Below are 24,431 nucleotides of genomic sequence, written 5' to 3'. Positions count from 1 at the left end.
AATTGACGGGTGTGAGGCGTCATCTGTACTAGTACACGCGAGCCTTCCTCCGGGGCCCGCTGCCGCGACGGGGGCAGCTGTACTAGTACAGCGCGAAGGAGACACCGATGAGCCGAGCCGACCCGCCCTCCGTCCGAATCGTCACTGAGTTGCGGCGCCGCATCGCGGCCGGCGAGCTTCGCCCGGGCGCGAGGGTGCCCTCGACGCGGCAGGTGGCGAAGGAGTGGGGCGTCGCGCTGGCGACCGCCGCCAGGGCGCTCGACGCACTGGGCAGGGAAGGACTCACCCGCGCCATTCCCCGCGTCGGCACCGTGGTGGCACCGGCCGGGCCCGCGGCACCGTCCCCCCGGCGCCGCCCGTCCGTCGAAGCCGACGCGAGCCTCACGCGCGAGCGCATCGTCCGCGCCGCGATGGGCATCGCTGATGCGCAGGGGATTGCGGCCTTGTCGATGCGGACCGTCGCGACCCGGCTGGGCGTGCCCACCATGTCGCTGTACCGCCATGTGCCCGGCAAGGAGGAGCTGGTCCTGCTGATGGCCGACGCGGCGATGGCCGAGGCCGGGTTTCCGCGAGAGCCTCCTCCCGGCTGGAGGGCCCGGCTGGAGCTGATGATGCGGCTGCAGTGGGCGCTCTACCGTCGGCACCCGTGGCTGCCGCGAGTCATCTCCTTGTCCCGTCCCCAGCTCATTCCGGGCGGAATGGCCCACGCCGAGTGGGCGCTGGGCGCGGTGGATGGCCTCGGGCTCGACATGAACACCATGCTGCACGTGTACGTCACGGCGGTGGGCTTCGTGCGAGGCACCGCCATCGAGCTCGAAGCAGAGAACGAAGCCGAGGCGGAGACCGGTCTCACGAGTGAGGAGTGGATCGAGTCCCAGGACGCGGCGATGGCCCGCATCATCCAGGAGGGCCACTTCCCCATGCTTGCCCGCGTCTCCGCGGAGCGGAACCTCGTCTTCAACCTCGGCACCCTCTTCGAGTTCGGGATGCAGCGGCTCCTCGACGGCCTTGCTGTGTTGCTCGAACCACCCGCGAGCCGCCAGGTACTGGACTCGGGAACACGCACTCACAGTAGAATGGGAAAGTCTCGAAAAGGGGGGTAGTCGAAATGAAGATTCAATCCAGGATACCGACGCAGACACCACGCAGGCCCGATGAGCCCGGGAAGGAGCTCTTGGGGAAGAGGGCGGAGGGTTCGCCCCGGCCCGCGGGCGAGGCGACGGCGCGCAGGGCCGGCTTCTCGACGGTGAGTGAGTTCGCCCGCCCGAAGCCCGACGTGCAGTCCGAGTTCCGGCGCGAGTTCGGCGCGCTGGCCTCCGACAAGAAGAAGTTCCACGACACCATGCGCACGGTGTTCGGCGACGGCTACAACGCCGTCCAGGCCGAGCAGTACCGGCAGAAGGCGCAGGCCGGAGACTTCAGCTGGCTGCCTCCGGTGAAGCAGGTGCCCGCCGACCAGCTGAACGGGGCCAACGGCGCCTACGACGCCGAGTCCGGCACGGTGTACATCAACCAGGACCTGGACCCCGCGCTGGCCGCGTCGACCTATGTGGAGGAGGCGGGCCACCACCTCGACACGAAGCTCAACTCCAAGGACTCGGCGGGTGACGAGGGCGAGCTGTTCCGCCGCGTGCTCTCCGGCGAGAAGCTGACGCCCTCGCAGGTGGCGGAGATTCGCGCCGAGAACGACAAGGGCACCATCTACGTCGACGGCAAGGCGAAGCAGGTCGAGTTCTGGAACCCCTTCAAGGCCGCGGCGAAGGCCGTGGGCGGCGCCGTGAAGGCGGTCGGGGGCGCCATCAGCAGTGCGGCGTCGGCCGTCGGCAACGCCGTGGGCGGTGCCGCGAAGGCCGTGGGCAGCGCCGTGGGCAGTGCCGCGAAGGCCGTGGGCAGCGCCATTGGCGGCGCGGCGAAGGCCGTGGGCAGCGCGGCGAAGTGGGTCGGCGTGCGCCTGTTCGACGGCGTCCGCGGCCTGGCCACGGGCGCGCTCAACACCGTGGTGGGCGCGTTCCGCAACGTCGGTGAGGGGCTCGGCACCTTCTTCGGAGGCGTGGGCAAGCTCTTCCAGGGGAAGTTCGGCGAGGGGTTCAAACAGATGGGCCTGGGTCTGGTGAAGACGTTCGTCCAGACGCCCGCCGACGCGCTGCTGATGATGGGCGGCCGGGCCCTCAGTGCCATCCAGACGCTGATTGGCGTGGAGCCGCCGGGCCGCAAGCTCAGCAGCGACGAAATCGCCACCCTGCGCACCGTCTACGGCGACAGCATCGACTACTCGTCCATGCGCATCAAGGAGGGCAACTCGGGGCTCTTCAGCCTCTCCGGCCGGGCCTTCACCCATGGCAACACCATCTACATCCCGCCGGACGACCTGCCGTTGACGCCCGACCTGCTGGTGCACGAGTCCGCACACGTCTGGCAGCACCAGAACGGCGGCACGGACTACATGAGCGAGGCGCTGTGGGCCCAGAACGTCGGGGACGGCTACGAGTTCGAGAAGGGCATCAAGGAGGGCAAGTCCTGGAGCCAGCTCAACCCCGAGCAGCAGGCCGAGCTCCTACAGCAGGCCCAGCGCGCGGGCTTCTTCAACCCCACCAGCGGAGGGACGTTCACCTACAACGGCACGGACTACACCGCCTACCTCAACTCCGCGCTCGCCCAGATTCGCGCGGGCCAGGGAGCCCCGTAGCCCATGAGGTCGTCACGCGCCGCCACGCTGCTGCTCGGCTTCACCCTCCTGCTCTTCGCCGCCTGCCGCCCGAGAATCGCGGTGTCGCTGGCGTCCGGGGACGAGCGGCTTCCGTCCCCCCGCTTCGTGGTGGAGGACCCCGAGCACGAGGACCGTCCCCACTACGACACCGTGCAGGTGGTGGACCGGGCGGGGCAGGTCTTCTGGCAGGTGCGTGCCGAGCCGTTTGGCGACATGGCCAGCGTCCGCCAGTTCACCTATGGCGAGACGCTCCAGGGCTTCGCCGTGCTGGAGGCGCCCAAGGACCTCCAGCCCGGCGGGCGCTATGTCGTCTTCGTCCTGGGAAGCAACCGGGGCTCCCTCCACTTCGACGTGGACGCGGAAGGCGGCGTCCACGCCGTGGAGCCCTGACTCAGGGGTGGGGGCGGGCGCCGACGGGCACGTACTGCTGGAGGAACCGCCCCACCACTGCCTGCGCGAGCTGGCGGCCGAAGCCGCCGTCCCAGACGTCGAAGGCGTGCTCCGCGTACGGCAGCGTGAAGAATTGGTGCGGCACGCCGGCCTGGGCGAGCCGGGTGGCCAGCACCTGTGAGGCGTGGAGCGGCACCACGCTGTCCGCCCCTCCGTGGACGAGGAGCGTGGGAGGGCTTCCCGGGCCGACGTGCGTGAGCGGGGAGAGCAGCGCGTACAACTCCCGGTGCCCGTCCAGGGGCACACCCGTGAAGCCCTCCAGCACCCGCCGCGAGCCCGCGCGGTGCCCGGCTTGGGAGGCCAGGTCGGTGGGCGCGTAGAAGCTGATGATTGCCTTCACCGACGTGTCTGGAGCGTCGCAGGAGGCGGGAAGCCGCGCGTCGCCCGTGGCGTAGCCGACGAGGGTGGCGAGGTGACCGCCCGCGGACTCGCCGAACAGGACGAGCTGGTTCGGGTCGATGCCGTAGGTGGCCGCGTGGGCCTTCACCCAGGCGATGCCGCACTGGAGGTCTCCCGGGGCCTTCAGTCCGGCCGCGGGCGGGAAGAGCCGGTAGTCGAGGCTGATGACCGGGTAGCCCAGCGAAGTGAGGAAGCCGGCCCAGGCACGGGCGTAGCCGCGCTCTCCTCCGCTCCAGCCTCCTCCGTGGACGTAGAGCACCGCGGGCCGGGCGGCGGAGGACGGGGCGTCGGGGAGGAACAGGTCGGCCTGCAGCTCGACGCCGTCGACGGTGGCGAAGCGCACCGTCTGACTCGGGAGCGGCCGTTGTGCCACGAGGGGGCGGAAGTACTCGCGGAGGCTGAGTGAAATGCCGTGGGTCCGCGCCATCCACCACGAGGAGGCGGCGGGCATCAACGCTGCGTAGAGCAGGAGCAGCACGGCGGCCGCCGAGCCCCAGCGCAGCCAGCCCCACTTCCCGGACTGAATCACGGAGGCGGTGAGCAGCGCGGACACGAGCACCGGCAGCAGCAGCAGGAGGCTGTACTCCCGCAGGATGCCCTTGAGCAGATTCACCAGCGAGGGTGCCCAGGGCGGCGCGAAGAACACTGCCACCAGCAACAGGCAGCCCACGGGGTTCAGGACCGCCAGGACCGTGAGCAGTGCGAGGAGGCGGGAGGCGCGGAACAGGCGTTTCATCCGGAAGGTGTCAGGTCGTTCGCGGTGGAAGGCTCATGCTGGCCGGAGTGGAGGTCCACGACAATCCGTACGTCGAGCCGGAGCAGGTCTTGGGCGCGTCTTCAGCCGAAAAGCAACCGGGGCTCCCTCCATTTCAGGCGTACGCCCCGTAAAAGCCCGGGGGTATTTGCAGTTTGATTGCGACATGAGCTTGCATTGTGCCGTTTCTCCTAGAGTTGGAGGGGGCCGGACTCTGGAAACGGGAGCGTGCAAGGTGATGCGCAGTCTGCTGGTAGCTACGACAATCTTTGTGGCGGTAGGGGGATGGCCCGCCCATGCGGCCCGGGAGCTCCCCGTGGTGGATGCATTTGCGCGCATCCCACCGTCCGGGAGCGAGCCGAGCGCCCGTGAGCGGGCGAAGGGCGTGGACGTTGCACACGAGGAGCCCCGGCTGGGCGTCCCCACCTTCGTCTGGGGGGTGCACGCCGCGCAGCCCGGCGCGAAGAGCCTCCGGCCGGTGCCGCCCGAGCAGGTGGCGCGGACGTACCTGGGCGAGCAGGCCGGACTGTATCGGCTGGGCCGCACCGACGCGCCGCACATCCCCGTGCGGGGTGTCCACCGCACGCGCAACGGCGCGAGCATCGTCACCTTCGGGCAGGAGGTGGAAGGCATCGAGGTCTTCCGCCAGTCGCTGAAGGTGCTGCTGGACTCGGACAACCAGCTCGTCGCCATGTCTGGCCATCTGAGCCCGGTGGCCTCCAATCCCCGGCTGGAAAAGGAGGCTTCGGCCTTCAGGCTGGAGCCTCGCGAGGCGATTGCCCTCGCATGGAGGGACCTGCACGGAGACCCGCTGCCCGCGGTGAGCCTGTCGCTCACCGGGCAAGCCCAGGGCGCGTACAGCCACTACGCGCTCACCCCGGGGCCTCGTCGGACGGTGTTCTCCTCGCCCGCGCGCGTGAAGAAGGTCTTCTTCCCGCTGCCCGACGCGCTGGTGCCCGCCTGGTACGTGGAGCTCGACACCACGCCCGTCACCGGGACGGACGGCGACCAGTACGCCTACGTCATCTCCGCGGCGGACGGCCAGCTGCTCTACCGGCATGACCAGTCCTCCCACCAGAGCTATTCGTACCGCGTGTGGGCGAACACGCAGAGCCCGCACATTCCCTATGACGGCCCCCAGGGCAACGCGGCCACGCCGCACCCCACGGGCCTGCCGGACGGCTACCAGGCGCCCTTCGTCGCGCCCAACGTGCTGACGCTGCAGAACTCGCCCTACAGCCGCAATGACCCGTGGCTGCCCGTGGGCGCCACGCAGACGACGGGCAACAACGTGGACGCGTACGTCGACCTCGTCGCGCCCAGCGGCTTCGGGGTGGGGGACGTGCGCGGCAGCCTCGGCCCGTCGGGCATCTTCGGCGACGGCTATGACCTGTCGCTCGCGCCGAGCTTCTCGGACGCGCAGCAGATGAGCTCGGTGGCTCAAATCTTCTTCGTCACCAACTTCCTCCATGACTGGTACTACGACTCCGGCTTCGACGAGGCCGCGGGCAACGCGCAGGCCGACAACTACGGCCGCGGCGGCCTGGGCGGGGACTACCTCCGCGCCGAGGGGCAGGACTACGTCGGCCGCAACAACGCGAACATGTCCACGCCCTCGGACGGCGCGCGGCCCCGGATGCAGATGTACGTCTACGACACGCGCGGGCTCCGCATCATCGAGGTATCGCCGGAGCACCCCTACGCGGGGCGCTGGGTGGTGGGCGTCTCCGCCTTCGGGCCCCAGCAGTATGACGTCACCGCCGCTGTCGCCTTCGCCGCGGATGGCGTGGCGGGCCCGGGCGGCACCGTGGCGGATGCGTGCGAGCCGCTGACGAATGCGGCTGAGCTGGCCGGGAAGATTGCCCTCGTGGACGCGCAGGGCTGCGACTTCACCGTCAAGGCCGGGCGTGCGCAGGCCGCCGGCGCCGTGGGGTTGGTCCTCATCCCCGAGTTCGAGGGAGACCCGTTCTTCCCCGTGCCCGGCCGGGCGCCCTCCGTCACCATCCCCGTCGTCTCGGTGGAGCAGTACATGGGCGCCTGGTTCCGCATCCAGCTTCCCGTCAGCCTGACGCTCCAGCGGCAGGGGGCGGACCGCGACGGCACGCTCGACAACACCATCATCGCCCACGAGTGGACGCACTACATGTCCCACCGCCTCATCGGCGACGCCAACGGCCTGACGAACAACCAGGGCCGCAGCATGGGCGAGGGCTGGGGCGACTTCGCGGGCCTGCTGATGGTGGTGCGTGAGGGCGACGACCAGGTGCCCTCCAACGCGAACTTCGGCGGCGTCTACGCGCGCGGCGCCTACGTCAACAGCGGCGGGGCCAACCAGGGCTACTACTGGGGCAGCCGGCGCTACCCGTACACCACCGACCTGACGAAGAACCCGCTCACCCTGCGCTACACCCAGAACGGCCTGCCGCTGCCCGCCGGCATCCCGGTGAACTTCGGCAGCTCCGGCGTGAACAACGCGGAGGTCCACTCCTCGGGCGAGTGGTGGGCGGTGACGCTGTGGGAGTGCTACGCGGCGCTGCTGCGGGACACGCAGCGCCTCACCTTCGCCCAGGCCCAGCAGCGGATGAAGGACTACCTCGTCGCGTCGATGAAGCTCACCCCCAACGCTCCCACCTTCCTCGAGGCGCGCGACGCGCTGCTCGCCGCGGCCTATGCCAATGACCGGGCGGACTACGTCCTCTTCGCGAAGGCCTTCGCCAAGCGCGGCGCCGGGACGCGCGCCGTCGCGCCCCCGCGTGACTCCGCGGACCATGTCGGCCTGGTGGAGAGCTTCGAGGTCGGCAAGGACGTGCTGATGTCCGGCGTGGAAGTGGTCGAGCTGACGGGGACGGGGGCGTCGTGCGACGACGACGGGACGCTCGACACGGGCGAGGCGGTGCTCCTGCGCATGTCGCTGCGCAACAGCGGCATCGAGCGGCTGACGCAGACGAGCGTGACGCTCTCCAGCAGCTCCCCGAACGTCGTCTTCCCGATGGGGGCGACGGTGCCGGTTCCGCCCACCGACCCGCTCCAGCTCGTCACCGTGGAAGCGCCGGTCCGGCTCTCCGGCCCGGCCACCCCGGGCGTCATCACCCTGACGATGACCTACCGGGACGCGGAGCAGACCGTCCCCGGGGTGCAGACGCGGACCCTGACGCTGCGGGTGAACACGGACGAGGTGCCGGGCACGGGCATCGTGGAGACGGTGGACGCGGCCAACCACCCGTGGCTCCTGGAGGAGCCGCAGTACGAGGGCACCTTCCCGTGGACCCGGGAGCACGCCCCGGCTGACGTGGACTGGTACTTCCGTGGCCCGGACAACGACAGCACCTCCGATGTGTACCTCGTGTCGCCGCCACTGCACGTGGCGGCGTCGGGCCCGTTCCGCTTCACCTACCAGTACCGCTACGCCCTGGAGGAGTTCTACGACGGCGCCGTCATCGAGCTGAGCGAGGACGACGGCATGACGTGGACGGACATCGGCTCGTCCCTGTCGCCGGGCTACACCACCCAAATCGAGCCGGCCTCGGACAACCCCCTCGCCGCCCGCATGGCCTACAGCGGCCAGAGCGCGGACTACCCGGCGTTCCTCCAGGGCGTCGCCGACCTCGGCACGGCCTACGCCGGGAAGACGGTGCGCCTCCGCTTCCGCGTCGGCACGGACGTGAGCGTCGGCGCAGCGGGCTGGGACGTGGATGACCTCCAGTTCGAGGGCCTGACGAACACCCCCTTCACGACCCTGGCCACCCACCGCGGCCTGTGCACCAACATCAACCAGCCGCCGGTGGCGAACGCGGGGCCCGCTCAGGCGCGCTATGAGGGCCTCATCGTCCAGCTCGCTGGCAGCGGCACGGACCCCGAGTTCGCCGCGCTGACCTACGCGTGGACGCAGACGGCGGGGCCGGCGGTGGTGCTCGCCAGCTCGAACTCGCCGCGACCCTTCTTCCGCGCGCCGACGGTGACGAAGGACACGGACCTCACCTTCCAGCTGCGCGTCCATGACGGTGTGAATGTGAGCGCCCCGTCGTCGGTGACGGTGCGGGTGCGGAACGTTCCCGGGGGCTTCCCCGTGCCGCTGGACAAGCCCACCCCCGAGCTCGGCGCGGAGGACGCGGCGAGCGTCACCGGGGACAGCGGGCCGGTGACGGTGTCGGCTCCGGGCTGGGGCTGCTCGTCGGGTCCGGAGGGCTCCGTGCCGGGAGCCGCGGTCATGCTGCTCGCGGCGCTCGGTCTCGCGATGCGGCGTCCCCGCACGCGGGCCGTGACGCCGCCGAGGCGCTGAGCTGAAGCGGTGGGGACTTGCCGGGCGCTGAGCTGGCCCGGCAGGTCTCGTCCGTGGGGCCAGGGCCCTGGAGTCCGTCGGGGGAACCCCCGCTCGGCCGGCTCACTCCAGAAGCGGAGGCTCCGAGTCTTCCGTGGGCTCGCGGAAGCAGGCCCGGGCTCCGCCACACGAGTGCGGGTGCACGAGGTCGTCATCCGGCCCCACACTCTCTCCGGTGGCGGCACACCAGAACGTCGCCGTCGACACGTAGCCCGTGTCCCAGTCCACCGCCGAGTCGTACCGGTAGCCCGGCGTCCCCTTGGAGCGCAGGCGCCGGCAGACGGTGGGAGGCTTCGGCTCGCTGCTCGAGTCCATGCGTGCCTCCCTCAGGCCTTCGACGCGGCGAGGACCGTCCTGCGGACCACGGCTTCCAGGACGGGGACCTTGTAGGCGTTCTTCGACAGTGGCGTCGCGCCGCTCACCGCCGCCTTCGCGGCCTGGCGCGCCAGCTCCTCGTCCAGCGGCTTGCCCACCAGCAGCTTCTCCGCCTCCGTCGCGCGCCGGGGCGTGGGCGCCACCCAGCCCATGGCAATCGCTGCCTCGCGCACCACCTTGCCGTCCATGCGCAGCACCACCGCGACGTCGCAGATGGGCCAGTCGTAGCTCTCGCGCTCGCCCTGCTTGTGGTACGCGGCCTTCGTTCCCGCCGCGAGCGCGGGGAGGCGCACGCGCGTCAGCACCTCGTTGGGGGCGATGACGGTGTCGCGCGCGCGCTTCATGTCTGGCGGCAGCAGCAGCTCGGACACGGGCACCATCCGCGTCTTGCCTCCCGGGCCGGTGAGCTCCACCGACGCCCCGTAGGCCACCAGCGCCGTGGCCGGCGTGGAGGCGTGCACCATCACCGTGCGCTGGTTGTCGAAGATGGCGTGGTACTGGTTCTCGCCCTCGCGCACCCGCTCGACGTCGTTGCCGCCCGTCTGGTGGAAGTGCTCGCTCCGGAAGTACCAGCAGCGGGGCCGCTGGAGCAGGTTGCCTCCCACGGTGGCGGCGTTGCGCACCTGGGGCGTGGCCGCGTGCTCGGCCGCGTCCGCGAGCGCCACGTAGCGCCCGCGCACCTCGGGCTCGCGGGCAATGCGCGCCAGCGTCACCAGGGCGCCCAATTCCAGGCCCTGCTTCGCGTCGAAGCGCAGGCCGTCCAGGCCCTTGATGGACTTGAGGTTCACCACCCGGTGCGGCGAGACGACGCCGTTCTTCATCAAGTCCAGCAGGTCCATGCCGCCGGCCTTCGCCATGACGGGCTGGCGCTCACTCGACTCTCCCAGCAGGGAGACGGCCTGCTCCACGGATTCCGCGTCGACCCACTCGAAGCTCTGCATGCTTCCTCCGAATCCGTCTCAGGTGGTGCGCAGCGCCGCGAGCACGTTCGCCGGCGTCATCGGGAGCGTGCGGATGCGCTTGCCCGTCGCGTTGTAGAAGGCATTGGCCACCGCCGCCGCCGTCGCCACGTTGGCGGGCTCGGCGACTCCGCGCGCATCCGTGGAGGACTGCGCGCCGAGCTGCTCCAGGAGGATGACCTCGATTTTCGGCACCTCGCGCGAGCCGACAATCTTGTACTGGTCCACGTTGGCGTTGAGCTGGTGGCCGCTGCCCGGGTCCAGGTGGCGCTCCTCGTAGAGCGCGTAGCTGACGCCCTGAATCACGCCGCCGAAAATCTGGCTCTCGGTGAGCTTGGGGTTGATGGGGCGCCCGCAGTCGTGCACGGCGACCACGCGCTCCACCTTGACGATGCCCGTCTCCGTGTCGACCTCGACTTCGGCGAACTGCACGCCGCCGATGCCGTGCCGGCTGATGCTCATGTCCGGGGTGGACATGGCGTAGCCCTCGTAGTCGTCGCGGCGGTCGGCGCGGTGGGACAGCTCGCGCACGCCGGACTTCTTCACCGCGTCGCGGAAGGGCATCGCGGAGGACGCCTTGCCCTTCACCGACACCTTGCCGTCCGCGAAGACGATGTCGTCCGCGCTCGCCTCGAACAGGGGCGCGATTCGCGCGGCCAGCTCGCGGGCACAGCGGTGGGCGGCGTTGCGCGCGGCGGGCGTCAGCGAGCTGGTGACGCGGCTGCCGCCCGAGGCCGGCCCCTGCGGGTAGCGCGAGTCACCGACGTACGCGCCGATGTCCTCGGGCCGCAGGCCGAACTCCTCCGCCACCACCTGCGCGAGGATGGTGCGCGTCCCCGTGCCGATGTCCTGCGTGGCGCTGAAGGCCTCGACGGAGCCGTCCCCGGACACGCGCACCTCACACGAGGTGTTGCGGTGGACGAGGTAGACCCACTGGGACTGGGCGACGCCCAGGCCTCGCTTGATGGGCCCCTTGTCCGAGCCCGCGGGCCGCCGCTTGCTCCAGCCGACCTTGTCGGCGCCCAGCTTGCGCTCCTGGGCACGCGCCAGTGCGTCGTCCGTGCCGGAGACGTCAATCTTCGCGCGGAGCGCGAGCGCGTCCATGCCGATGCGCTCGGCCAGTTCGTCGATGGTCTGCTCGAGGGCGAAGATGCCCTGAACCTGGCCGGGCGCGCGGAAGGCCGCGCAGGGGCCGGCGTTGGTGAAGACGTCGTACTGCTCCACGTGCACGTTGGGGCACTCGTAGAGCGTGGAGTGGCAGAAGCCCACGCCCGCGCCTCCGGCCACGCCGCCGCTGCCGTAGGCCTGGAGCTGGATCGCGACGAGTGAGCCGTCCCGCTTCGCGCCCACCTTGAGCCGTTGGATGCTGTTGGGCCGGTTGCCGCCCGATACATGCTCCTCGCGGCGGTCCAGCACCATCCGCACCGGGGCCCGGGCCTTGCGCGAGAGGTGGATGGCGAGCAGGCCGTAGTTGCCGATGCCGTACTTCGCGCCGAAGCCACCTCCGGTGAAGTCGCTGATGACGCGCACCTTGTTCTTCGGAAGCTCGAAGAGCTCGGCGGCCTCGTCCCGCACGCTGGCCACCCACTGGGTGGACGCGTAGAGGGTGAGCATGTCGTCCTTCCAGTCCGCGACGAGCCCGTGCGGCTCCATGGGCACGTGCGTCTGCACCTGGGTGCGGTACTCCGCTTCGACGACGACCTCGGACTCACGGAAGCCCTTCTCCACGTCTCCGCGCGGGCCCATGCCTCGCGGCTTCGTGTCGGGGCCGCGCACGTTGCCCTTCTGTGGCAGGCCCGGCGGTGCGCCGCCGCCTCCCGCGGTGGCGGGCTGCTCGGTGGGGCCGGGGAAGACGCGCGGCGCGTTCTCCTTCATCGCCTCCGCGATGGTGGTGACGTGCGGGAGGGGCTCGTACTCCACCTTGATGAGGCGGGCCGCGGCCTCGGCGGCGCGGGGCGAGTCCGCTGCCACCGCGGCGACGGGCTGGCCCGCGTAGCGCACGGTGGGGTAGCGGCCCTGCTCCGCCTTCGGGTCCCTCAGCTTCGCCGTGGCGAGCAGGCGCTCCACGATGTGGACGGCGCGCACGCCCGGGTAGCGCTCGGCCGCCGAGGTGTCGATGGACTTGATGCGCGCGTGCGGCAGTGGCGAGAGGACGCGCTGGCCCCAGAGCATCCCCGGGAGCTGGACGTCGAAGGTGTAGCGGGCGCGGCCGGTGACCTTCTCGACGCCGTCCAGGCGGGAGACGGGCTTGCCGATGGACTTCAGCTTCGCGTTCTCCGGCAGGGGCGGCGGCTCGTCGAGCGGCACCCGCCGCGTGACTTCCTTCATGCCGGCGCCGACGATGCCGTACTGCATCGCCTGCTCGCGCGAGGGGCCCGGGTTGGGAGGGGGCGGCTTCTGTGGGCCCGCCGCCTGGGCCTTCTGGCCGTCGGAAGGCTTCGCGGTGCCCTGCGTTCCGGTGGTGTCCTTGACGTCCTGCATCAGCTCTTCCCCTTGCCCTTGCCGCTCGCCTGGGCAGCCGCGAGGGTGGCCTTGAAGACGTTGGGATAGGTGCCGCACCGGCACAGGTGCCCGCTGACGGCCTGCTTCACGTCGTCGAGCGTGCACTTCGGGTTGCGCTCCACCAGCGCGGCGCAGCTCATCACCATGCCGGGCGTGCAGAAGCCGCACTGGAGCGCGTCGTTCTCCACGAAGGCGCGCTGCACCGGGTGCAGCTCGTCCCCGCGCGCGAGCCCTTCGATGGTGGTGACCTTCCGGCCGCGCGCGTCGAAGGCCAGCGTCATGCAGCTCGCGGCCACCTCGCTGTCGAGCCACACCGTGCACGCCGAGCAGGCGCCGCGGTCACAGCCCACCTTCGTCCCCGTCATCCCGAGCTGGTTGCGCAGCAGCTCGGCCAGCGTGGTGCCGGGGTCGGCCTGGACGATGACGGTGCGGCCGTTGAGGTCGAGCTGAAGGGTGGAGGGCTCGGGGCCGAGGACCGCGGGCCCGGCCTGGGTCGCCGCCTGCGCGGCCGTCTGCACCAGGGTGGCGGTCAGCGCGGAGGCACCCGCGCCGGTGAAGAAGGCGCGGCGGCTGAGCTTGGGCAGCAGGGGCTTGGGGTCGGAGTCATCATCGGATGGGGCCAATGTCGAATGCTCCTCTCGACCCCATCGTTACAGAAGCCCTCCACCGTTCTTCAAACCGCTCTGTAACGTTCACGGCGACAATTTCGGCTTCTCAACGAAGTGCCGGGGCCGGGAACAAGGATGCGAGGGGTTTCGTCAGACATCCGTGAACCACTGCTCACCACGAGGCGCCCAGCTCGAGCATCAGCACGTGCTTCTCGTAGTTGCCATTCGTGTAGTCGTAGACATGGCAGAGGTAGTCCGGCGCGGTGCAGGCCCCGACCTCATCCTCGAGCCGGGTGTCCATGTTGGAGCGATTCACGAGCAGCTCGTAGCGCGCGGTGAGCTGCAGCCACCGCGACAGGCGCGCGCTCACGCTGGCGCCGAGCGTGAAGCGCCAGTCTCGGCGTCGCCGCAGGTTCCAGGCCTCCTCGCTCCCATTCAAGGGTGTGACGCGCAGGTAGCTGTCGCGCAGGTAGCCGCGCCGCTCCAGCTCGGCGTCGAGGCTCGCGTCGAACGTCGGGCCGAACACCCGGCGCGTGGAGGCGCCCACCGCGCTTCCCGTCCAGCCGAAGGGGATGACGTACTCGCGCGAGGCGCCCGTGGTGTCGGCGGTGGTCTCCTGCTCCAGCGTGCCGATGCGGTCCTCGCGATAGCGGTACCACGCCGTGAGGCTCTGCGACGGCAGGCGGAAGTCCTGGGACAGCGTCACATCCAGGCGCGGCCCGGTGAGGTAGTCGAACTCGCTGGCCAGTCCCGACTTCCGGGCGAAGGTCAGGTCCAGGCGGGTGCTGGTCAGCTCGCTCTCGTCCACCGCGAGCCAGCCCCAGCCATTCACGGAGCCCTGCAGCCCACGGAAGTCCGCGAGGCCGGTGAAGAACAGGTCGCCTCCGGCGGAGAGGCCCATGCGCACCCGGCGGGCGGCTTCCCACTCCACGGTGGCCGCCGCGCGGTGCAGTTGTAGGGAGTAGTCGCGCACGGCCTCGAGCGTGTAGATGCGCTGGCTTCCACCGTAGGAGAGGTGGGCGAACAGCGTATCGGAGAGACGGAGGCGGGCCGCGAGCCCCACTCCCGCCTCCAGGAAGGCGCTGGCGGTCTCCACGGTGCTGCTCGCTCCGGACACGTCGCGCGCCGCCACTCCCACTTGCAGCACGTTGCTGTCGAAGCCTCCGCTGGCTCCGGCGGACAGCTGCAGGCCCGGGCCGCTCGCGCGCAGTCCGAAGGAGAGCCGGTCGAAGTACTGGTGCGCGGTGCTCCGGTCCGCCGGGTCGAGTGAGAGCGCGAGGGCCGCGGTGAGGTCTTCTCGTGCGACGGAGCGTGCTCCTGTCCGCCAGGCGGAGGCTCCGGCCATGAGGCGCGCGCGGCCCGAGCTCGGGTCCTCGGCCGCCGCCCGGAGGAAGTGCGCGCGTGCTTCGTCGAACTGCCCCGCATCGAAGGACACCAGGCCCTGCCGGTACGCCTCGTCGCTCCCGCTCACGGTGCGTCCCTGGGCCTGGGCGACGAGGGCTCGCAGCTCCTCCACCTGGACGGCTTCGCGCTCGGAGGCACCGGGGGCCGCGCGGTCCGCCCACGTGGCGGCGCGCTCGGGCGAGCCGGCATCGAGTGCGGCGAAGCCCGCGTTCAGCCAGGCGACCCGAGCGAGCGTCGCATCAGTCCCCGCGTCGGCGAAGACCCGCTCGGCTTCCTCGAAGCGGCCCAGCGCGTAGAGACAGGCGCCCCGGTTGAAGTTCCAGAGGGCGGGCTCCGGTGCGTCCTCCGCGCGCCCCGCGGCATCGAGCGCCTCCAGGGCCTCGGCGGGCCGGCCCGCGCGAAAGCGGGCGAGCCCTACGAGGTAGAGCGCGGCACCGAGTCGCGGAGGCTGCGCCCCTTCCTGCGCAAGTCGCTCCGCTTCTGCGTAGGCCCCACGGGCGAACGCCTCCTGCGCGGAGACGAGCGGGTCGGCCGTGGCTGCCTGGGCCACGGGCACTGCCTCACCGTGAGCGAACGCCTCCTGCGTCGAGGCAAGCGGAGCTGCCGTGGCCCCCTGGGCCACGGGCACTGCCTCACCGTGAGCGGAAGCCTCCTGCGCCGAGGCAAGCGGAGCTGCCGTGGCCACCAGGGCCACGAGCGCGAACACCGAGGCGACCGTCATGGTCGCGGCTGAGTGGGCGACGGTGGCGGGGGTTGCGACGAAGGAGGAGGCGGCGCGCCGTCGGTCCGTGGGGACGAAGGAGGCCGCGCACGCCCGTCACCTTCCGGATGCGGATGCCCGCCGCCGGTCCGTCCCGGTCCTGGCGACGGCTTGTTGTCACGGGACTCCGAGCCGGGCGGCGGACGCACCGCATCCCCGCCACGCGGAGGCGGCGCCGGGCGCTCCATCCGCATGCGGCCGAAGATGGTGTCGACCTTCTCTCCAGGCGCGATGACGTCCACCGTATGGGAGCTGTGCACGCGCGCCCCATACTCGGCGGACGGCGGCGCCGGAGCAGGCGCGTTCTTCGTCGGAGCCTCCGGAGCCCGCGCCGCACCCGTCTCCGTGGAAGGAGGCGGAGTCGCGGGCGCGGGAGCGGCCTGCTCCTGTGCCCGAGCAGCACCGGAGACGAACAGGACGAGCGCCGCGACCGCCGCGGCAATCCCTGGCGAATACCTGTTCATCCGTCCGTCACCTCCAGCACCACGTCATGCTCGATGCGCTGGCCACCGGCGCGAGCCTCGGCCGTCACGAGGTAGCGGCCCGGCCGCTGCCCGCGCACCGCGATGGGGATGACGTTGCTACCCGCACTGAGCGCCTGGGTCCACTGGAAGGAGCGCAGCGGCAGCTCCTCGCCGTCCGCCCAGAAGGAGAGCCCCTCCGGAAGGCTCACCTGGAAGTCCGCCTGGGCCACCGCCACGTCCGCCGTGAAGTCCAGCTTGATGACCGCCACCTTGCTCACGGGCACCTGGGTGCCCGGCACCGCGAGCGGCCGGGACGCCACGGAGGGCGGCGGGGCAGGGGGCTCCCACACCGCGCCCAGCACCAGGAACGCGGCGACGCCGGCCGCGACACCCACGGAGGGCCAGACCAGGGGAGCCCGGTGCCGGAAGAGCCAGCGCACCCAATCCCACCCGGGGGAGGGGTCCGGCGGTCCGGCATCCACCAGGCGCCGATGGAGCGCGGATTGGAAGTCGAAGGAGGGCGACTCGTCCCGCAGTGCTCCCAGGCGCTCGCGCAGCGCGCGGCCCTCGGTCTCTTCGGGCTCACTCATTTACCGCTCCTCGAACCATGGGACGAAACATCTCCATCGAATGTTCCCATCGACCCACCCCCATCCTGGCTCCCGGGGGCCTGCCCGCCCGCCAGCAGGGTGCGAAGCTGCGTCCGGCCCCGTGACAGGCGCGACTTCACCGTGCCCACCGGTACCCCTTCGATGGCGGCCACCTCGTCATAGCTGTACCCCTCGACGTCGAAGAGCACCACCGCCGTGCGGAACTCCGCCGGCAGCGCCCGCAGTGCGCGCCACAGCCGCTCCTTCTCCTCCGCCCGCGCGATTCCCTCGTCGGCGGGCTCGGCGCCCGACGGGGCCCGGACGTGCTCCACCTCCAGCGGCTCCTCCATGGCGCGCTCCCGGCCGGCCCGGCTGCGCGTGGCGTCGAAGAAGACGTTGCGCACCACCGAGTAGAGCCACGTCTTGAAGGCGGACTGGAAGCGGAACGAGCGCAGGCTCTTGTAGACCTTCACCAGCGCTTCTTGCGCCAGGTCGTCCACGTCCGCGTCCGAGGCGGCGAAGGCTCGCGCGAAGCGGCGCACCTGCGGCATGTGCGAAGCGATGAGGAGCTCGAAGGCGCGCACGCTGCCGTCCTGGGCCTCGGTGATGAGTGCGCGCAGCTCGTCGTTCCCGGTCAAGCCACCAGTGTAGCGGTGCGCGTGGCGCGCTCCGCAAGCACGGAAGCGACGAGTGCCGGGAACACGAAAATAATTCCTTTCGTCCCATGGGCGCAGTGGGAAGCGGGCCGGGCACCGGAAACACCAAGGAGCACGAACGATGCGCAGGAACAGGGGCAGTCAGTGGCTTGGAGCACTCGCACTCGCCGCGGGCGCGATGACGGTGGGTTGCAGCTCGGACAAGACGGCCGACGAGGCCACCTCGGATGTGTCGCAGGCCGTGGAGGCCGTCTCGGATTCGAGCGACGCGGTGGAAGTCTCGAGCTTGCTGCACGGTCTGGACAAGCTGCGCCCGCAGGCGGTGGAGGGCTTCCACTGTGATGCCAGCCCGGACATCACCACCGTGGAGGTCTGCGGCCAGAGCCTTCCGGCCACCGTTCACCTCGAGTGGACGGACTGCGCCGCGCCCGAGCGTCCCGGTGGCCGTGGCCCCGGTGGCGGCGGCGGCCGTGGTGGCCCCGGTGGCGGCGGTGGCGCGCCCCCGCCCGAGGGCGGCGAGGGCACGGTGCGCGCCCATTCCACCGGAGGGGCTGATGGCGGCGCGCCGGGTGGACGCGGTCCGCACGGCGGACCTTCCACGGGCACGGTGGACATCGCGACCACGTACACAGCGCCGGAGAACTGCGAGGGCGCGGTGACGCAGGAGCAGTCCGTCACCTTCCTGATTTCCCGCACGAACTCCGACGGTGAGGTCTCCACGGTGCAGGGCACCACCACCTCCTCGGCGGAGCTGACGCTGGGCGCCCCGCCGCGCCAGAAGGCCACGCAGGCGGATGTGACGCGCACGCGGACGGACGCGTCGGGCGCGGTGGTGAGCTCGGTGCACCTGACGGGCTCGCTGTCCGTCGCGTTCTCCAGCGACACGCCGCCGGTGCGCACCATCGACGGCGCGTACACCGAGGCGTTCCTCGATGGCTCGGAGGGCACCGTCACGCTCGCGGCCATCGTCCGGCCGTCGCGCGATGTCTGCCCGTGGCCCACGTCCGGGACGCTGACGCGCGCCACCGCCGATGGTGAGACGCACGTGCTGGCCTTCGGCCCCGAGTGCGGCGACGCGACGCTCGACGGCACCGCCGTGGACCTGCCCGAGCGCGGCGAGCGAGGTGGGGGACGCCACTAAGGCCTCCCCGAGGCACCGCGGCCCGGGGGCGCTTCACTTCCCCCTCGCCAGCCCCCGGGCCGCGGCCTCAGCTTCCGGTGTGCGCGTCTGGCCTTGCCGCCAGTCGCGCCGGACCCGGGCCCATGGGTCGTGACTGCCCTCGCGGCAATGGTTGGCGCTGTTTCTCGGTTTCTGGGTTTTCGGTTTGACCGCTGCTCCTGTGCTTTCCTACTTTCTCGCTGTTCGTGTGTGAAGCCGACGCGCGGAAACGAGAACGAGATGAAGGCGCAGTGGTTGTGCGGAATGACGGTGGTCCTGGCGATGTCGTTGGCGGGCTGTTCGGACGAGCCCCAGCCGCAGGCGGAAGAGACGCAGGGCTTCACGCTCCTCCAGCGTGACGAGACGACGCTCGAGGCCACGTACAGCGCGGGTGGCGCGTCGGTGCGGATGCTGGTGGTGGAGACCGAGTCCAAGGTCGTCGAGGTGACGTACGACTTCGGTGAGCCGGTCATCGGGTTCCACATCGACTTCAACCAGGGCACGGGCAGCTTCATCCCCAGCGGTGGCGCGTTGGACGCGGCGCAGTCCGAGCTGATGGGGCCGCTGCTGGAGGGTGTCACGAAGCTGGTGGCCGAGACGGACGAGGCCCAGCGCACGCGCGTCGAGGACGTGGCGATGCGCCAGACGAGCTTCATGCAGATCGTCCCGGTGGGCGAGCTGCTCACGGGCTACGAGTTCGTCTCCGAGCGCGGCTGGACCCACCTCTCCTGCACGTGCGGCAACCAGTACATCGGCTCCGGCTACTACCGTCAGGCGGGCCGGGGCTGCGGCTGCACCGGCGGCTCGGGTGGTGGTTGCAAGGGCCGCTGCGGCCAGGGCTGCGGCATCACCAGCACGCCTCCGTGCGTGGGCACCACGGCGTACACGCAGGACTGCGCCAAGCACGACTACGGCCTGGGCAGCTTCGCGGCGGCGTCCGATGACTACTCGTTTGCCAGCAACAACTGCAGCTGCAGCGGCGTGGGCACCTGCGGCTGATGGCTTCCTTCAAGACATGGGTGGCGCTGGCCGTTGTCATCGGCATGGCGTCAGGCTGTAGCCGGTCCTCCTCCGGTCCCTGTCCCGATGGCGCGCGGCTTCACGGCCACGCGCCGCCGGACGGCACCGTGCAGTGGTGCGCGAAGTCCGACGGCGTGAAGCATGGCCGCTGGGCGGAGTGGCACCCCAACGGCAAGCTGAAGACGGAAGGCCAGTACGTCGACGGGAAGATGGAAGGCCGCTGGGTGAGCTACTTCGAGGATGGCGTGAAGCAGCTCGAGGGCGAGTACCGCGGCGGCCTCAAGCAGGGCCTGTGGACCCTCTACTACGAGGAGGGACAGAAGAACCGCGAGGAGGTCCACACCGCCGGCTCGAAGGAGCTGAAGTGGACGGCGTGGCGCTCCGACGGCCAGAAGTGGGCGGAGGGTACGCTCGTCGGGCACCAGGCGCAGGGCCCCTATTCGGAGTGGCACCCGAACGGAAAGCTCGCCGTGACGGGTAACTACGCGAACGGCGCGAAGGCGGGGGAGTGGAAGTACTTCAACCCCGACGGCCAGGCCTCGGAGTCACCGCAGGGTGACTTCGCGAGGGATTGAGCCGGTGGCGCGAGTGAGGCCCGTCCACCCGGGCGGGCTCCTCCTCGCGCTGCTCCTCGCGGCATCGGGCGCGTGTGATGGACCGCACGCGCCCGTCTCCGCACTGGCGGCGACGCGGCAGGCGGTGGTGGGTGGCGCACCCGAGCCCGGCTTCCCGGCGGTGGGCGCCATCGTCCCGGTGTCACCGACCTGCGGCGAGCCGGACGCGGCGTCGCCCGTCACCTGCACCGGAACGCTGGTGGCCCCTCGCGTCGTCCTGACGGCGGCGCACTGCGTGGAGAACACCGACGCGCCACAGGTCCTCTCGGTGGTGTTCGCTTCGGAGACCGCGCGGGCGCTCGGCAGGGAGCGCGTGCGCGCCGTCGCGGGCCGGCTCCATCCCGACTGGCGGGCGGGGGCGCACGACATCGGGGTGCTCATCCTGGCCGAGGACGCGCCCGTCCCGCCGGTGCCCCTGCGCGGAGCCCCGCTGCCGGCGGACGTGGTGGGAAGGACGACGCGGGTGGTGGGCTTCGGCCTGGACGACGACGGAAGGACGGGCCTGCGCCGCAGCGGCACCGCGCGCGTGACGGCGGTGGACCCGGGGGCCTTTTCCATCGCGCTCGCCCCCGCCATGTCATGCGGTGGCGACAGCGGCGGCCCGTCATTCCTGGAGGTCGACGGCATCGAGCACCTCGTCGGCGTCACCTCGTTCGGAGACCTCGCCTGCACGACGGGCACCAACACGCGCGTGGACGTGCATGCGGACTTCCTCCGGGAGGTGATGGAAGAGGTCGCCCTTGCGCCGCCCACGCGGCCTCCGCTCGACGCGACGGTGGATGCGTGCACGGGGCGCTGCGAGACCCACGCCGACTGCCCGCTGGGCATGGCCTGTGTCGACGGACCTGGGGGAGGGCGGACCTGCGCGGTGGCGGGCCTGGAGGCGGGCCGCTTCGGCGCACCCTGCTCCGAGTCGGATGGCGCGCGGCCCTGCGTGAAGGCGGGCGACGCGTGCCGGCTGTGGCTGCCCTGCGCGGAGGAGACGGTCGCGGGAGGGGGCTGCTCGCTGGCGGGGGGCACCGCCGGGGCGGAGACCTGCGCTACGCTGCTCGCGCTGGCCCTTGGCCTGGCGCGTTGGCGCTCCAGGCGCACTCCGGGTAGCTCTCGCGTTCCCAGGAAGTGAAAAGTGCGCGAAGGTAGGTAAAGGTCCGCAACCTTTCTTCGCCGTCCGCGATAACTCATTTGTAGGCTTTCTCGCCGCCCCCGCGAAGGCACTCCCCCATGAAGCTCAACCGGAAGACGCCCCCTCCTTCCCCCAAAATCGAGACGGCCTCCCCGCCGAAGTCGCCCACCTCGTCCGTCAAGGGCGGCTCCTCGCCCGGCCCGTCGCGGACGAACTCGGTCTCTTCTCCGTCCACGTCCGCGCCGAAGAAGCACGACGACTTCGACACCGGGTCTCCGAAGCCGCGCTCGCGCCGTCCGTCCAACGCCAGCACCGAGCAGGTGCACGGCCCGGACGCGAGCGGGGCGAAGAAGCCGACCACCAACGCGGACATCCGCAAGTGGTACGTGGACAAGGTGGCGACCATCCCCGAGCTCGACAAGCAGTGGGCCGCCCAGGGCGTCTCCATGGAGGAGCGGGCCAAGCGCGCGGTGGCCATCCGTCACGACGCCCGGCTCGAGGCGCGGAAGATGATGAGCAGCCCGCTGGAAGTCGCGATGCTGCGCGCCCGGGACTTCTTCACCTACGGGAGCATCAACGGTCCGAGCTTCGACCAGCTGGTGAAGAAGGCCGAGGGCAAGGGGCTCCGCGGAGATGACGTCTTCAAGGAGCTCATCGGCAGCTCGAACCGGACCAATCAGACCGTGAACCAGCACCTCCTCGGACAGACGGGGACAAATTCATGACCGCCGAAGAGCTGATGACTCGAAAGCTGAGCTGGGCGAAGGCCAGTGATCCGCTCCACCCCTTCCGCACGCAGGTGGATGGGCACACGCTGACCATCCGCCTGAATGACTTCCCCGAGGAGTCCATGTACTCGCTCCTCATCGACGGCCAGGCGGTCAGCGACTTCGACGACTGGCCGAAAATCTGGAGCCGTCCGAGCTAGTTCCCCGGGCGCGGGCCGAACAGCTCGCGCACCAGGCCCCAGCCGCGGCGCGGCCCGTAGCGCAGGGTGATGAAGAGCAGCCCCAGGAAGAGGAAGACGAAGGGGCCCACCAGGGCCCCCAGGACGACGCCAGCGAGCAGCCCGCCGAGGCCCCACAGCACGCCCGCGGAGAAGCCCAGCGTCGCGCCCACCACGCCGCCCAACACCGCTTCACCGAGGATGATGGGCTCGATGAGGTTCATCGCTCCGTCACTCCCGCGCGATTGAGGTTCCCTACACGCGCGTCGCCGTCAATCATCCGGCAATGGACGTGCCCTCGCCAGCGCAGCCCGTGCCCCTCTTCGTCCAGCGCCGCGTGCGGGCGCTCGTCTTCATCACCGTGTTCCTGGACCTGGTGGGCTTCGGGCTCATCATCCCGCTGCTGCCCTTCTACGTGGAGTCCATGGGCGGCACGGCGACGACGGCGGGCGTGCTGCTCGCGCTCTTCTCCTCCGCGCAGCTGCTGGCCACGCCCCTGCTCGGGCGGCTGTCGGACCGCGTGGGCCGGCGCCCCGTCATCCTGCTGAGCCTGCTGGGCAACGCGATATCCATGGCCCTCTTCGCGTACGCCACCCACGTGCACCTGCTGCCCGTGCTCTTCACCTCGCGGCTGCTCGCGGGCGCCACCGCGGGCAACCTGGCCGCGTGCCAGGCCGCCGTGGCGGATGTGACGGCCCCGGAGGCGCGGGCCGCCGGGCTGGGCCGCGTGGGCGCCGGCATCGGTCTGGGCATGGTGCTGGGGCCCGTCATCGGCAGCCAGCTCCACGTCCTGGGCGAGTGGGCGCCACCGATGGCGGCGGCGGTGCTCGCGGCGGCGGCGATGCTGGGCGTCTTCTTCCTCTTCCCCGAGACGCACCCCGACCATGGCTCCGCGAGCGCGAGCGCGAGCGGCACGCCGGGCCGGAAGAAGGTGCGGCTGGCGGAGGCGCTGGCCCGGCCGGGCATCGCCCCGATGCTCGCGCTCTTCTTCCTCACCTTCATCGGCATCACGAACCTTCAAGTCTCCTTCGGCCTGCTCGCCCAGGCGCGGTTCGGCTGGGGTGAGCGCGAGGTGGGGCGCCTGTTCGCGCTGCTGGGGCTGATGACCTTCGTGCTGCAGGGCTTCGCCATCGGCTGGCTGACGCGCCGGCTGCGCGGAATCACGCTGGTGCTGATGGGCGCCACGCTGATGGGCGCGGGCCTGGCCTTCATCGCCGCGGCGTCGCACCCGGCCATGCTGGTCGTCGCCATGATGCTGGTGGGCACGGGCATGGGCATGCTCCAGCCGGTGCTCGCCAGCCTGGCCTCCGCGCTGGCAGGCCCCGAGCTGCAGGGCGGAGTGCTCGGCATCGCTCAGTCCGCGGGCGGGCTCGCGCGCGTGGTGGGCCCGGTGTGGAGCGGCTTCCTCTATTCAACAGTCGCTCCCGGTGCGCCCTTCGTGAGCGGCGTCGTCTCCGCCGCGCTGTCGCTGGTGGTGGCGGCGGCGCTGCGCAACCGCTTCCCGGAGCAGCTCCCGGCTCCCGCCCCCGTGAAGCGCTGAGTCATTTCAGTGCACGCGCAAACCTTCACGCGCGTCAGTGAAAAGCTTCAGTGCTCCGGCATCAAAGACAGTCAATGTCTGTTTTTCGGCCGGGAAGTGCACAAGTTCCTGAGTCAGGGCGTTAATAGAGACATCACCCCTGAGTAGGAGCATGCATGAGCGACTCACGAGGCAGGGTGGTACTCATCACCGGCGCGTCCTCCGGAATCGGGCAGGCCTGCGCGGAGCTGCTGGGCGCGAGTGGTCACACGGTGTACGGCACCAGCCGCCGGCCCTCGCCTGATGGCGCGCACCACAAGATGCTGGAGATGGACGTCACGCAGGATGACTCCGTCCAGCGCGCGGTGGAGGCGGTGCTGGCGGCGGAGGGGCGCATCGACGTGGTGGTGAACAACGCCGGCTTCGTCATGGCGGGCGCGGTGGAGGACGTCTCCATCGACGAGGCCCGGCGGCAATTGGACACCAACTTCTTCGGAGTGATGCGCGTGTGCAAGGCGGTGCTGCCGTCGATGCGGGCGCAGCAGTCCGGGCTCCTCGTCAACATCAGCTCGCTGGGCGGCGCGGCGGGCCTGCCCTTCCAGGGGCTCTACAGCGCCAGCAAGTTCGCGCTCGAGGGGCTCACGGAGAGCCTCCGCCAGGAGGTGGCGCCCTTCGGCATCGAGGCCACGCTGGTGCAGCCCGGCGACGTGCGCACGCGCGTGCGGGAGAACCGCGTGAAGGCGAGCCAGTCCGGCCCCGGCTCCGCGTACCGCGAGGCCTTCATGAAGGTGCTCCAGGCAGTGGAGGTGGAGGAGGGTGAGGGCATCGCCCCGGAGGCCGTCGCGCGCAAGGTGCTGGCGCTGACGGAGAAGCGCGGCGTGCGCGTGCGCTACACCGTGGGCCACCTGTCCCAGCGCGCCGCGCTGATGGCGAAGACGCTGCTGCCCTCGCGCACCTTCGAGCAGATGGTGATGTCCATCTACGGATTGACGCGCCGCTGAGCCGCGGACACCCGGCACCTGAGTTTCTCCAGTGAGTGAATAAAGTTCACCAATTCAGGCTTTCCCCGTGGTAACGGAGTTCCGCGATTGCGGACCCACGGGG

Annotated in this window: 21 protein-coding genes; 12 read left to right on the top strand and 9 right to left on the bottom strand. The window is 70.9% G+C overall.

Annotation, left to right across the window (positions count from 1 at the left end; translation table 11 throughout):
- Window positions 1-107: 107 nt before the first annotated feature.
- The 3 genes from G4D86_RS43235 to G4D86_RS43225 all read left to right on the top strand — a co-directional run bounded on the left by G4D86_RS43235 (window position 108) and on the right by G4D86_RS43225 (window position 3,097).
- The gene (locus G4D86_RS43235; RefSeq protein WP_164000619.1) at window positions 108-1,103 is read left to right on the top strand and encodes a TetR/AcrR family transcriptional regulator C-terminal domain-containing protein; all 996 of its coding nucleotides are present in this window, start codon (window positions 108-110) and stop codon (window positions 1,101-1,103) included.
- Window positions 1,104-1,174: 71 nt separating this feature from the next.
- Window positions 1,175-2,686, top strand: a complete 1,512-nt coding sequence (locus G4D86_RS53445) for an eCIS core domain-containing protein (RefSeq protein WP_240360807.1) — start codon at window positions 1,175-1,177, stop codon at window positions 2,684-2,686.
- Window positions 2,687-2,689: 3 nt separating this feature from the next.
- Complete coding sequence (locus G4D86_RS43225) at window positions 2,690-3,097, top strand: hypothetical protein (RefSeq protein ID WP_164000618.1); 408 nt, start codon at window positions 2,690-2,692, stop codon at window positions 3,095-3,097.
- A gap of 1 nt (window position 3,098) precedes the next feature.
- Here G4D86_RS43225 and G4D86_RS43220 read toward each other — a convergent pair whose 3' ends face one another.
- Window positions 3,099-4,292: an alpha/beta hydrolase gene (locus tag G4D86_RS43220; RefSeq protein ID WP_164000616.1), complete on the bottom strand. Its 1,194-nt coding sequence runs from the start codon at window positions 4,290-4,292 to the stop codon at window positions 3,099-3,101.
- Window positions 4,293-4,476: 184 nt separating this feature from the next.
- On the opposite strand from G4D86_RS43220, the gene G4D86_RS43215 reads away from it, so the two are divergent.
- Window positions 4,477-8,589 (top strand): myxosortase-dependent M36 family metallopeptidase, encoded by a 4,113-nt coding sequence (locus G4D86_RS43215; protein ID WP_338050648.1) that lies wholly within the window; start codon window positions 4,477-4,479, stop codon window positions 8,587-8,589.
- A 102-nt stretch (window positions 8,590-8,691) separates the two neighbouring features.
- Here the strand turns inward: G4D86_RS43215 and G4D86_RS43210 are convergent, their stop codons facing one another.
- The 7 genes from G4D86_RS43210 to G4D86_RS43180 form a co-directional block, all read right to left on the bottom strand.
- Entirely contained in the window at window positions 8,692-8,943 is a 252-nt protein-coding gene (locus G4D86_RS43210) for a hypothetical protein (protein WP_164000612.1), read from the bottom strand.
- A gap of 11 nt (window positions 8,944-8,954) precedes the next feature.
- Window positions 8,955-9,944 (bottom strand): FAD binding domain-containing protein, encoded by a 990-nt coding sequence (locus G4D86_RS43205; RefSeq protein WP_164000609.1) that lies wholly within the window; start codon window positions 9,942-9,944, stop codon window positions 8,955-8,957.
- 18 nt (window positions 9,945-9,962) lie between these two features.
- Complete coding sequence (locus G4D86_RS43200) at window positions 9,963-12,443, bottom strand: xanthine dehydrogenase family protein molybdopterin-binding subunit (RefSeq protein WP_240360806.1); 2,481 nt, start codon at window positions 12,441-12,443, stop codon at window positions 9,963-9,965.
- On the bottom strand, window positions 12,443-13,087 hold the full coding sequence (locus tag G4D86_RS43195) for a (2Fe-2S)-binding protein (RefSeq protein WP_164000607.1): 645 nt from the start codon (window positions 13,085-13,087) through the stop codon (window positions 12,443-12,445). Before G4D86_RS43195 ends, G4D86_RS43200 begins: the two co-directional genes overlap by 1 nt.
- Before the next feature lie 157 nt (window positions 13,088-13,244).
- Entirely contained in the window at window positions 13,245-15,197 is a 1,953-nt protein-coding gene (locus G4D86_RS43190) for a tetratricopeptide repeat protein (RefSeq protein WP_205520309.1), read from the bottom strand.
- Window positions 15,198-15,696: 499 nt separating this feature from the next.
- Window positions 15,697-16,290 carry a PH domain-containing protein gene (locus tag G4D86_RS43185; RefSeq protein ID WP_164000603.1) on the bottom strand — a complete coding sequence of 198 codons (594 nt, stop codon included), beginning with the start codon at window positions 16,288-16,290 and terminating at the stop codon, window positions 15,697-15,699.
- Complete coding sequence (locus tag G4D86_RS43180; protein WP_164000601.1) at window positions 16,287-16,928, bottom strand: RNA polymerase sigma factor; 642 nt, start codon at window positions 16,926-16,928, stop codon at window positions 16,287-16,289. The genes G4D86_RS43185 and G4D86_RS43180 overlap by 4 nt, the downstream gene beginning before the upstream one ends.
- A gap of 139 nt (window positions 16,929-17,067) precedes the next feature.
- Here G4D86_RS43180 and G4D86_RS43175 point away from each other — a divergent pair, with 139 nt between their 5' ends.
- From G4D86_RS43175 to G4D86_RS43150, 6 genes are all read left to right on the top strand, one after another.
- Window positions 17,068-18,087, top strand: a complete 1,020-nt coding sequence (locus G4D86_RS43175) for a hypothetical protein (RefSeq protein WP_164000485.1) — start codon at window positions 17,068-17,070, stop codon at window positions 18,085-18,087.
- 258 nt (window positions 18,088-18,345) lie between these two features.
- Window positions 18,346-19,104 carry a hypothetical protein gene (locus G4D86_RS43170; RefSeq protein WP_164000599.1) on the top strand — a complete coding sequence of 253 codons (759 nt, stop codon included), beginning with the start codon at window positions 18,346-18,348 and terminating at the stop codon, window positions 19,102-19,104.
- Window positions 19,104-19,700: a toxin-antitoxin system YwqK family antitoxin gene (locus tag G4D86_RS43165; protein ID WP_164000597.1), complete on the top strand. Its 597-nt coding sequence runs from the start codon at window positions 19,104-19,106 to the stop codon at window positions 19,698-19,700. Before G4D86_RS43170 ends, G4D86_RS43165 begins: the two co-directional genes overlap by 1 nt.
- A 4-nt stretch (window positions 19,701-19,704) precedes the next feature.
- Window positions 19,705-20,862 carry a S1 family peptidase gene (locus G4D86_RS43160; protein WP_240360805.1) on the top strand — a complete coding sequence of 386 codons (1,158 nt, stop codon included), beginning with the start codon at window positions 19,705-19,707 and terminating at the stop codon, window positions 20,860-20,862.
- Between the two features lie 98 nt (window positions 20,863-20,960).
- A complete protein-coding gene (locus G4D86_RS53440) occupies window positions 20,961-21,587 on the top strand; it encodes a hypothetical protein (protein ID WP_240360804.1) in 627 nt (208 codons plus the stop codon).
- The gene (locus G4D86_RS43150; protein WP_164000595.1) at window positions 21,584-21,790 is read left to right on the top strand and encodes a hypothetical protein; all 207 of its coding nucleotides are present in this window, start codon (window positions 21,584-21,586) and stop codon (window positions 21,788-21,790) included. Before G4D86_RS53440 ends, G4D86_RS43150 begins: the two co-directional genes overlap by 4 nt.
- Here G4D86_RS43150 and G4D86_RS43145 read toward each other — a convergent pair.
- Window positions 21,787-22,032 carry a hypothetical protein gene (locus G4D86_RS43145; protein ID WP_164000593.1) on the bottom strand — a complete coding sequence of 82 codons (246 nt, stop codon included), beginning with the start codon at window positions 22,030-22,032 and terminating at the stop codon, window positions 21,787-21,789. The two genes, G4D86_RS43150 and G4D86_RS43145, sit on opposite strands and share 4 nt — an antisense overlap.
- A 68-nt stretch (window positions 22,033-22,100) precedes the next feature.
- Here G4D86_RS43145 and G4D86_RS43140 point away from each other — a divergent pair, with 68 nt between their 5' ends.
- Together G4D86_RS43140 and G4D86_RS43135 are read left to right on the top strand one after the other, a co-directional pair.
- Window positions 22,101-23,348, top strand: coding sequence for an MFS transporter (locus tag G4D86_RS43140; protein ID WP_240360803.1), 1,248 nt, complete (start codon window positions 22,101-22,103; stop codon window positions 23,346-23,348).
- A gap of 155 nt (window positions 23,349-23,503) precedes the next feature.
- A complete protein-coding gene (locus G4D86_RS43135; protein WP_164000591.1) occupies window positions 23,504-24,328 on the top strand; it encodes an SDR family oxidoreductase in 825 nt (274 codons plus the stop codon).
- Window positions 24,329-24,431 lie beyond the last annotated feature (103 nt).

This window comes from Pyxidicoccus caerfyrddinensis (assembly GCF_010894405.1).
Taxonomy (GTDB): domain Bacteria; phylum Myxococcota; class Myxococcia; order Myxococcales; family Myxococcaceae; genus Myxococcus; species Myxococcus caerfyrddinensis.
This window is presented reverse-complemented; position numbering and strand designations above follow the sequence as displayed.

What these genes read in the sequence shown, in the direction of transcription:
- G4D86_RS43150 (WP_164000595.1), top strand. Translation starts at nt 21,584, where the DNA reads ATGACCGCCGAAGAGCTGATGACTCGAAAGCTGAGCTGGGCGAAGGCC.
- G4D86_RS43175 (WP_164000485.1), top strand. Translation starts at nt 17,068, where the DNA reads ATGCGCAGGAACAGGGGCAGTCAGTGGCTTGGAGCACTCGCACTCGCC.
- G4D86_RS43170 (WP_164000599.1), top strand. Translation starts at nt 18,346, where the DNA reads ATGAAGGCGCAGTGGTTGTGCGGAATGACGGTGGTCCTGGCGATGTCG.
- G4D86_RS43190 (WP_205520309.1), bottom strand. Translation starts at nt 15,197, where the DNA reads ATGACGGTCGCCTCGGTGTTCGCGCTCGTGGCCCTGGTGGCCACGGCA.
- G4D86_RS43185 (WP_164000603.1), bottom strand. Translation starts at nt 16,290, where the DNA reads ATGAGTGAGCCCGAAGAGACCGAGGGCCGCGCGCTGCGCGAGCGCCTG.
- G4D86_RS53440 (WP_240360804.1), top strand. Translation starts at nt 20,961, where the DNA reads ATGAAGCTCAACCGGAAGACGCCCCCTCCTTCCCCCAAAATCGAGACG.
- G4D86_RS43205 (WP_164000609.1), bottom strand. Translation starts at nt 9,944, where the DNA reads ATGCAGAGCTTCGAGTGGGTCGACGCGGAATCCGTGGAGCAGGCCGTC.
- G4D86_RS43220 (WP_164000616.1), bottom strand. Translation starts at nt 4,292, where the DNA reads ATGAAACGCCTGTTCCGCGCCTCCCGCCTCCTCGCACTGCTCACGGTC.
- G4D86_RS43235 (WP_164000619.1), top strand. Translation starts at nt 108, where the DNA reads ATGAGCCGAGCCGACCCGCCCTCCGTCCGAATCGTCACTGAGTTGCGG.
- G4D86_RS43135 (WP_164000591.1), top strand. Translation starts at nt 23,504, where the DNA reads ATGAGCGACTCACGAGGCAGGGTGGTACTCATCACCGGCGCGTCCTCC.
- G4D86_RS43145 (WP_164000593.1), bottom strand. Translation starts at nt 22,032, where the DNA reads ATGAACCTCATCGAGCCCATCATCCTCGGTGAAGCGGTGTTGGGCGGC.
- G4D86_RS43210 (WP_164000612.1), bottom strand. Translation starts at nt 8,943, where the DNA reads ATGGACTCGAGCAGCGAGCCGAAGCCTCCCACCGTCTGCCGGCGCCTG.
- G4D86_RS43225 (WP_164000618.1), top strand. Translation starts at nt 2,690, where the DNA reads ATGAGGTCGTCACGCGCCGCCACGCTGCTGCTCGGCTTCACCCTCCTG.
- G4D86_RS43200 (WP_240360806.1), bottom strand. Translation starts at nt 12,443, where the DNA reads ATGCAGGACGTCAAGGACACCACCGGAACGCAGGGCACCGCGAAGCCT.
- G4D86_RS43165 (WP_164000597.1), top strand. Translation starts at nt 19,104, where the DNA reads ATGGCTTCCTTCAAGACATGGGTGGCGCTGGCCGTTGTCATCGGCATG.
- G4D86_RS43215 (WP_338050648.1), top strand. Translation starts at nt 4,477, where the DNA reads ATGAGCTTGCATTGTGCCGTTTCTCCTAGAGTTGGAGGGGGCCGGACT.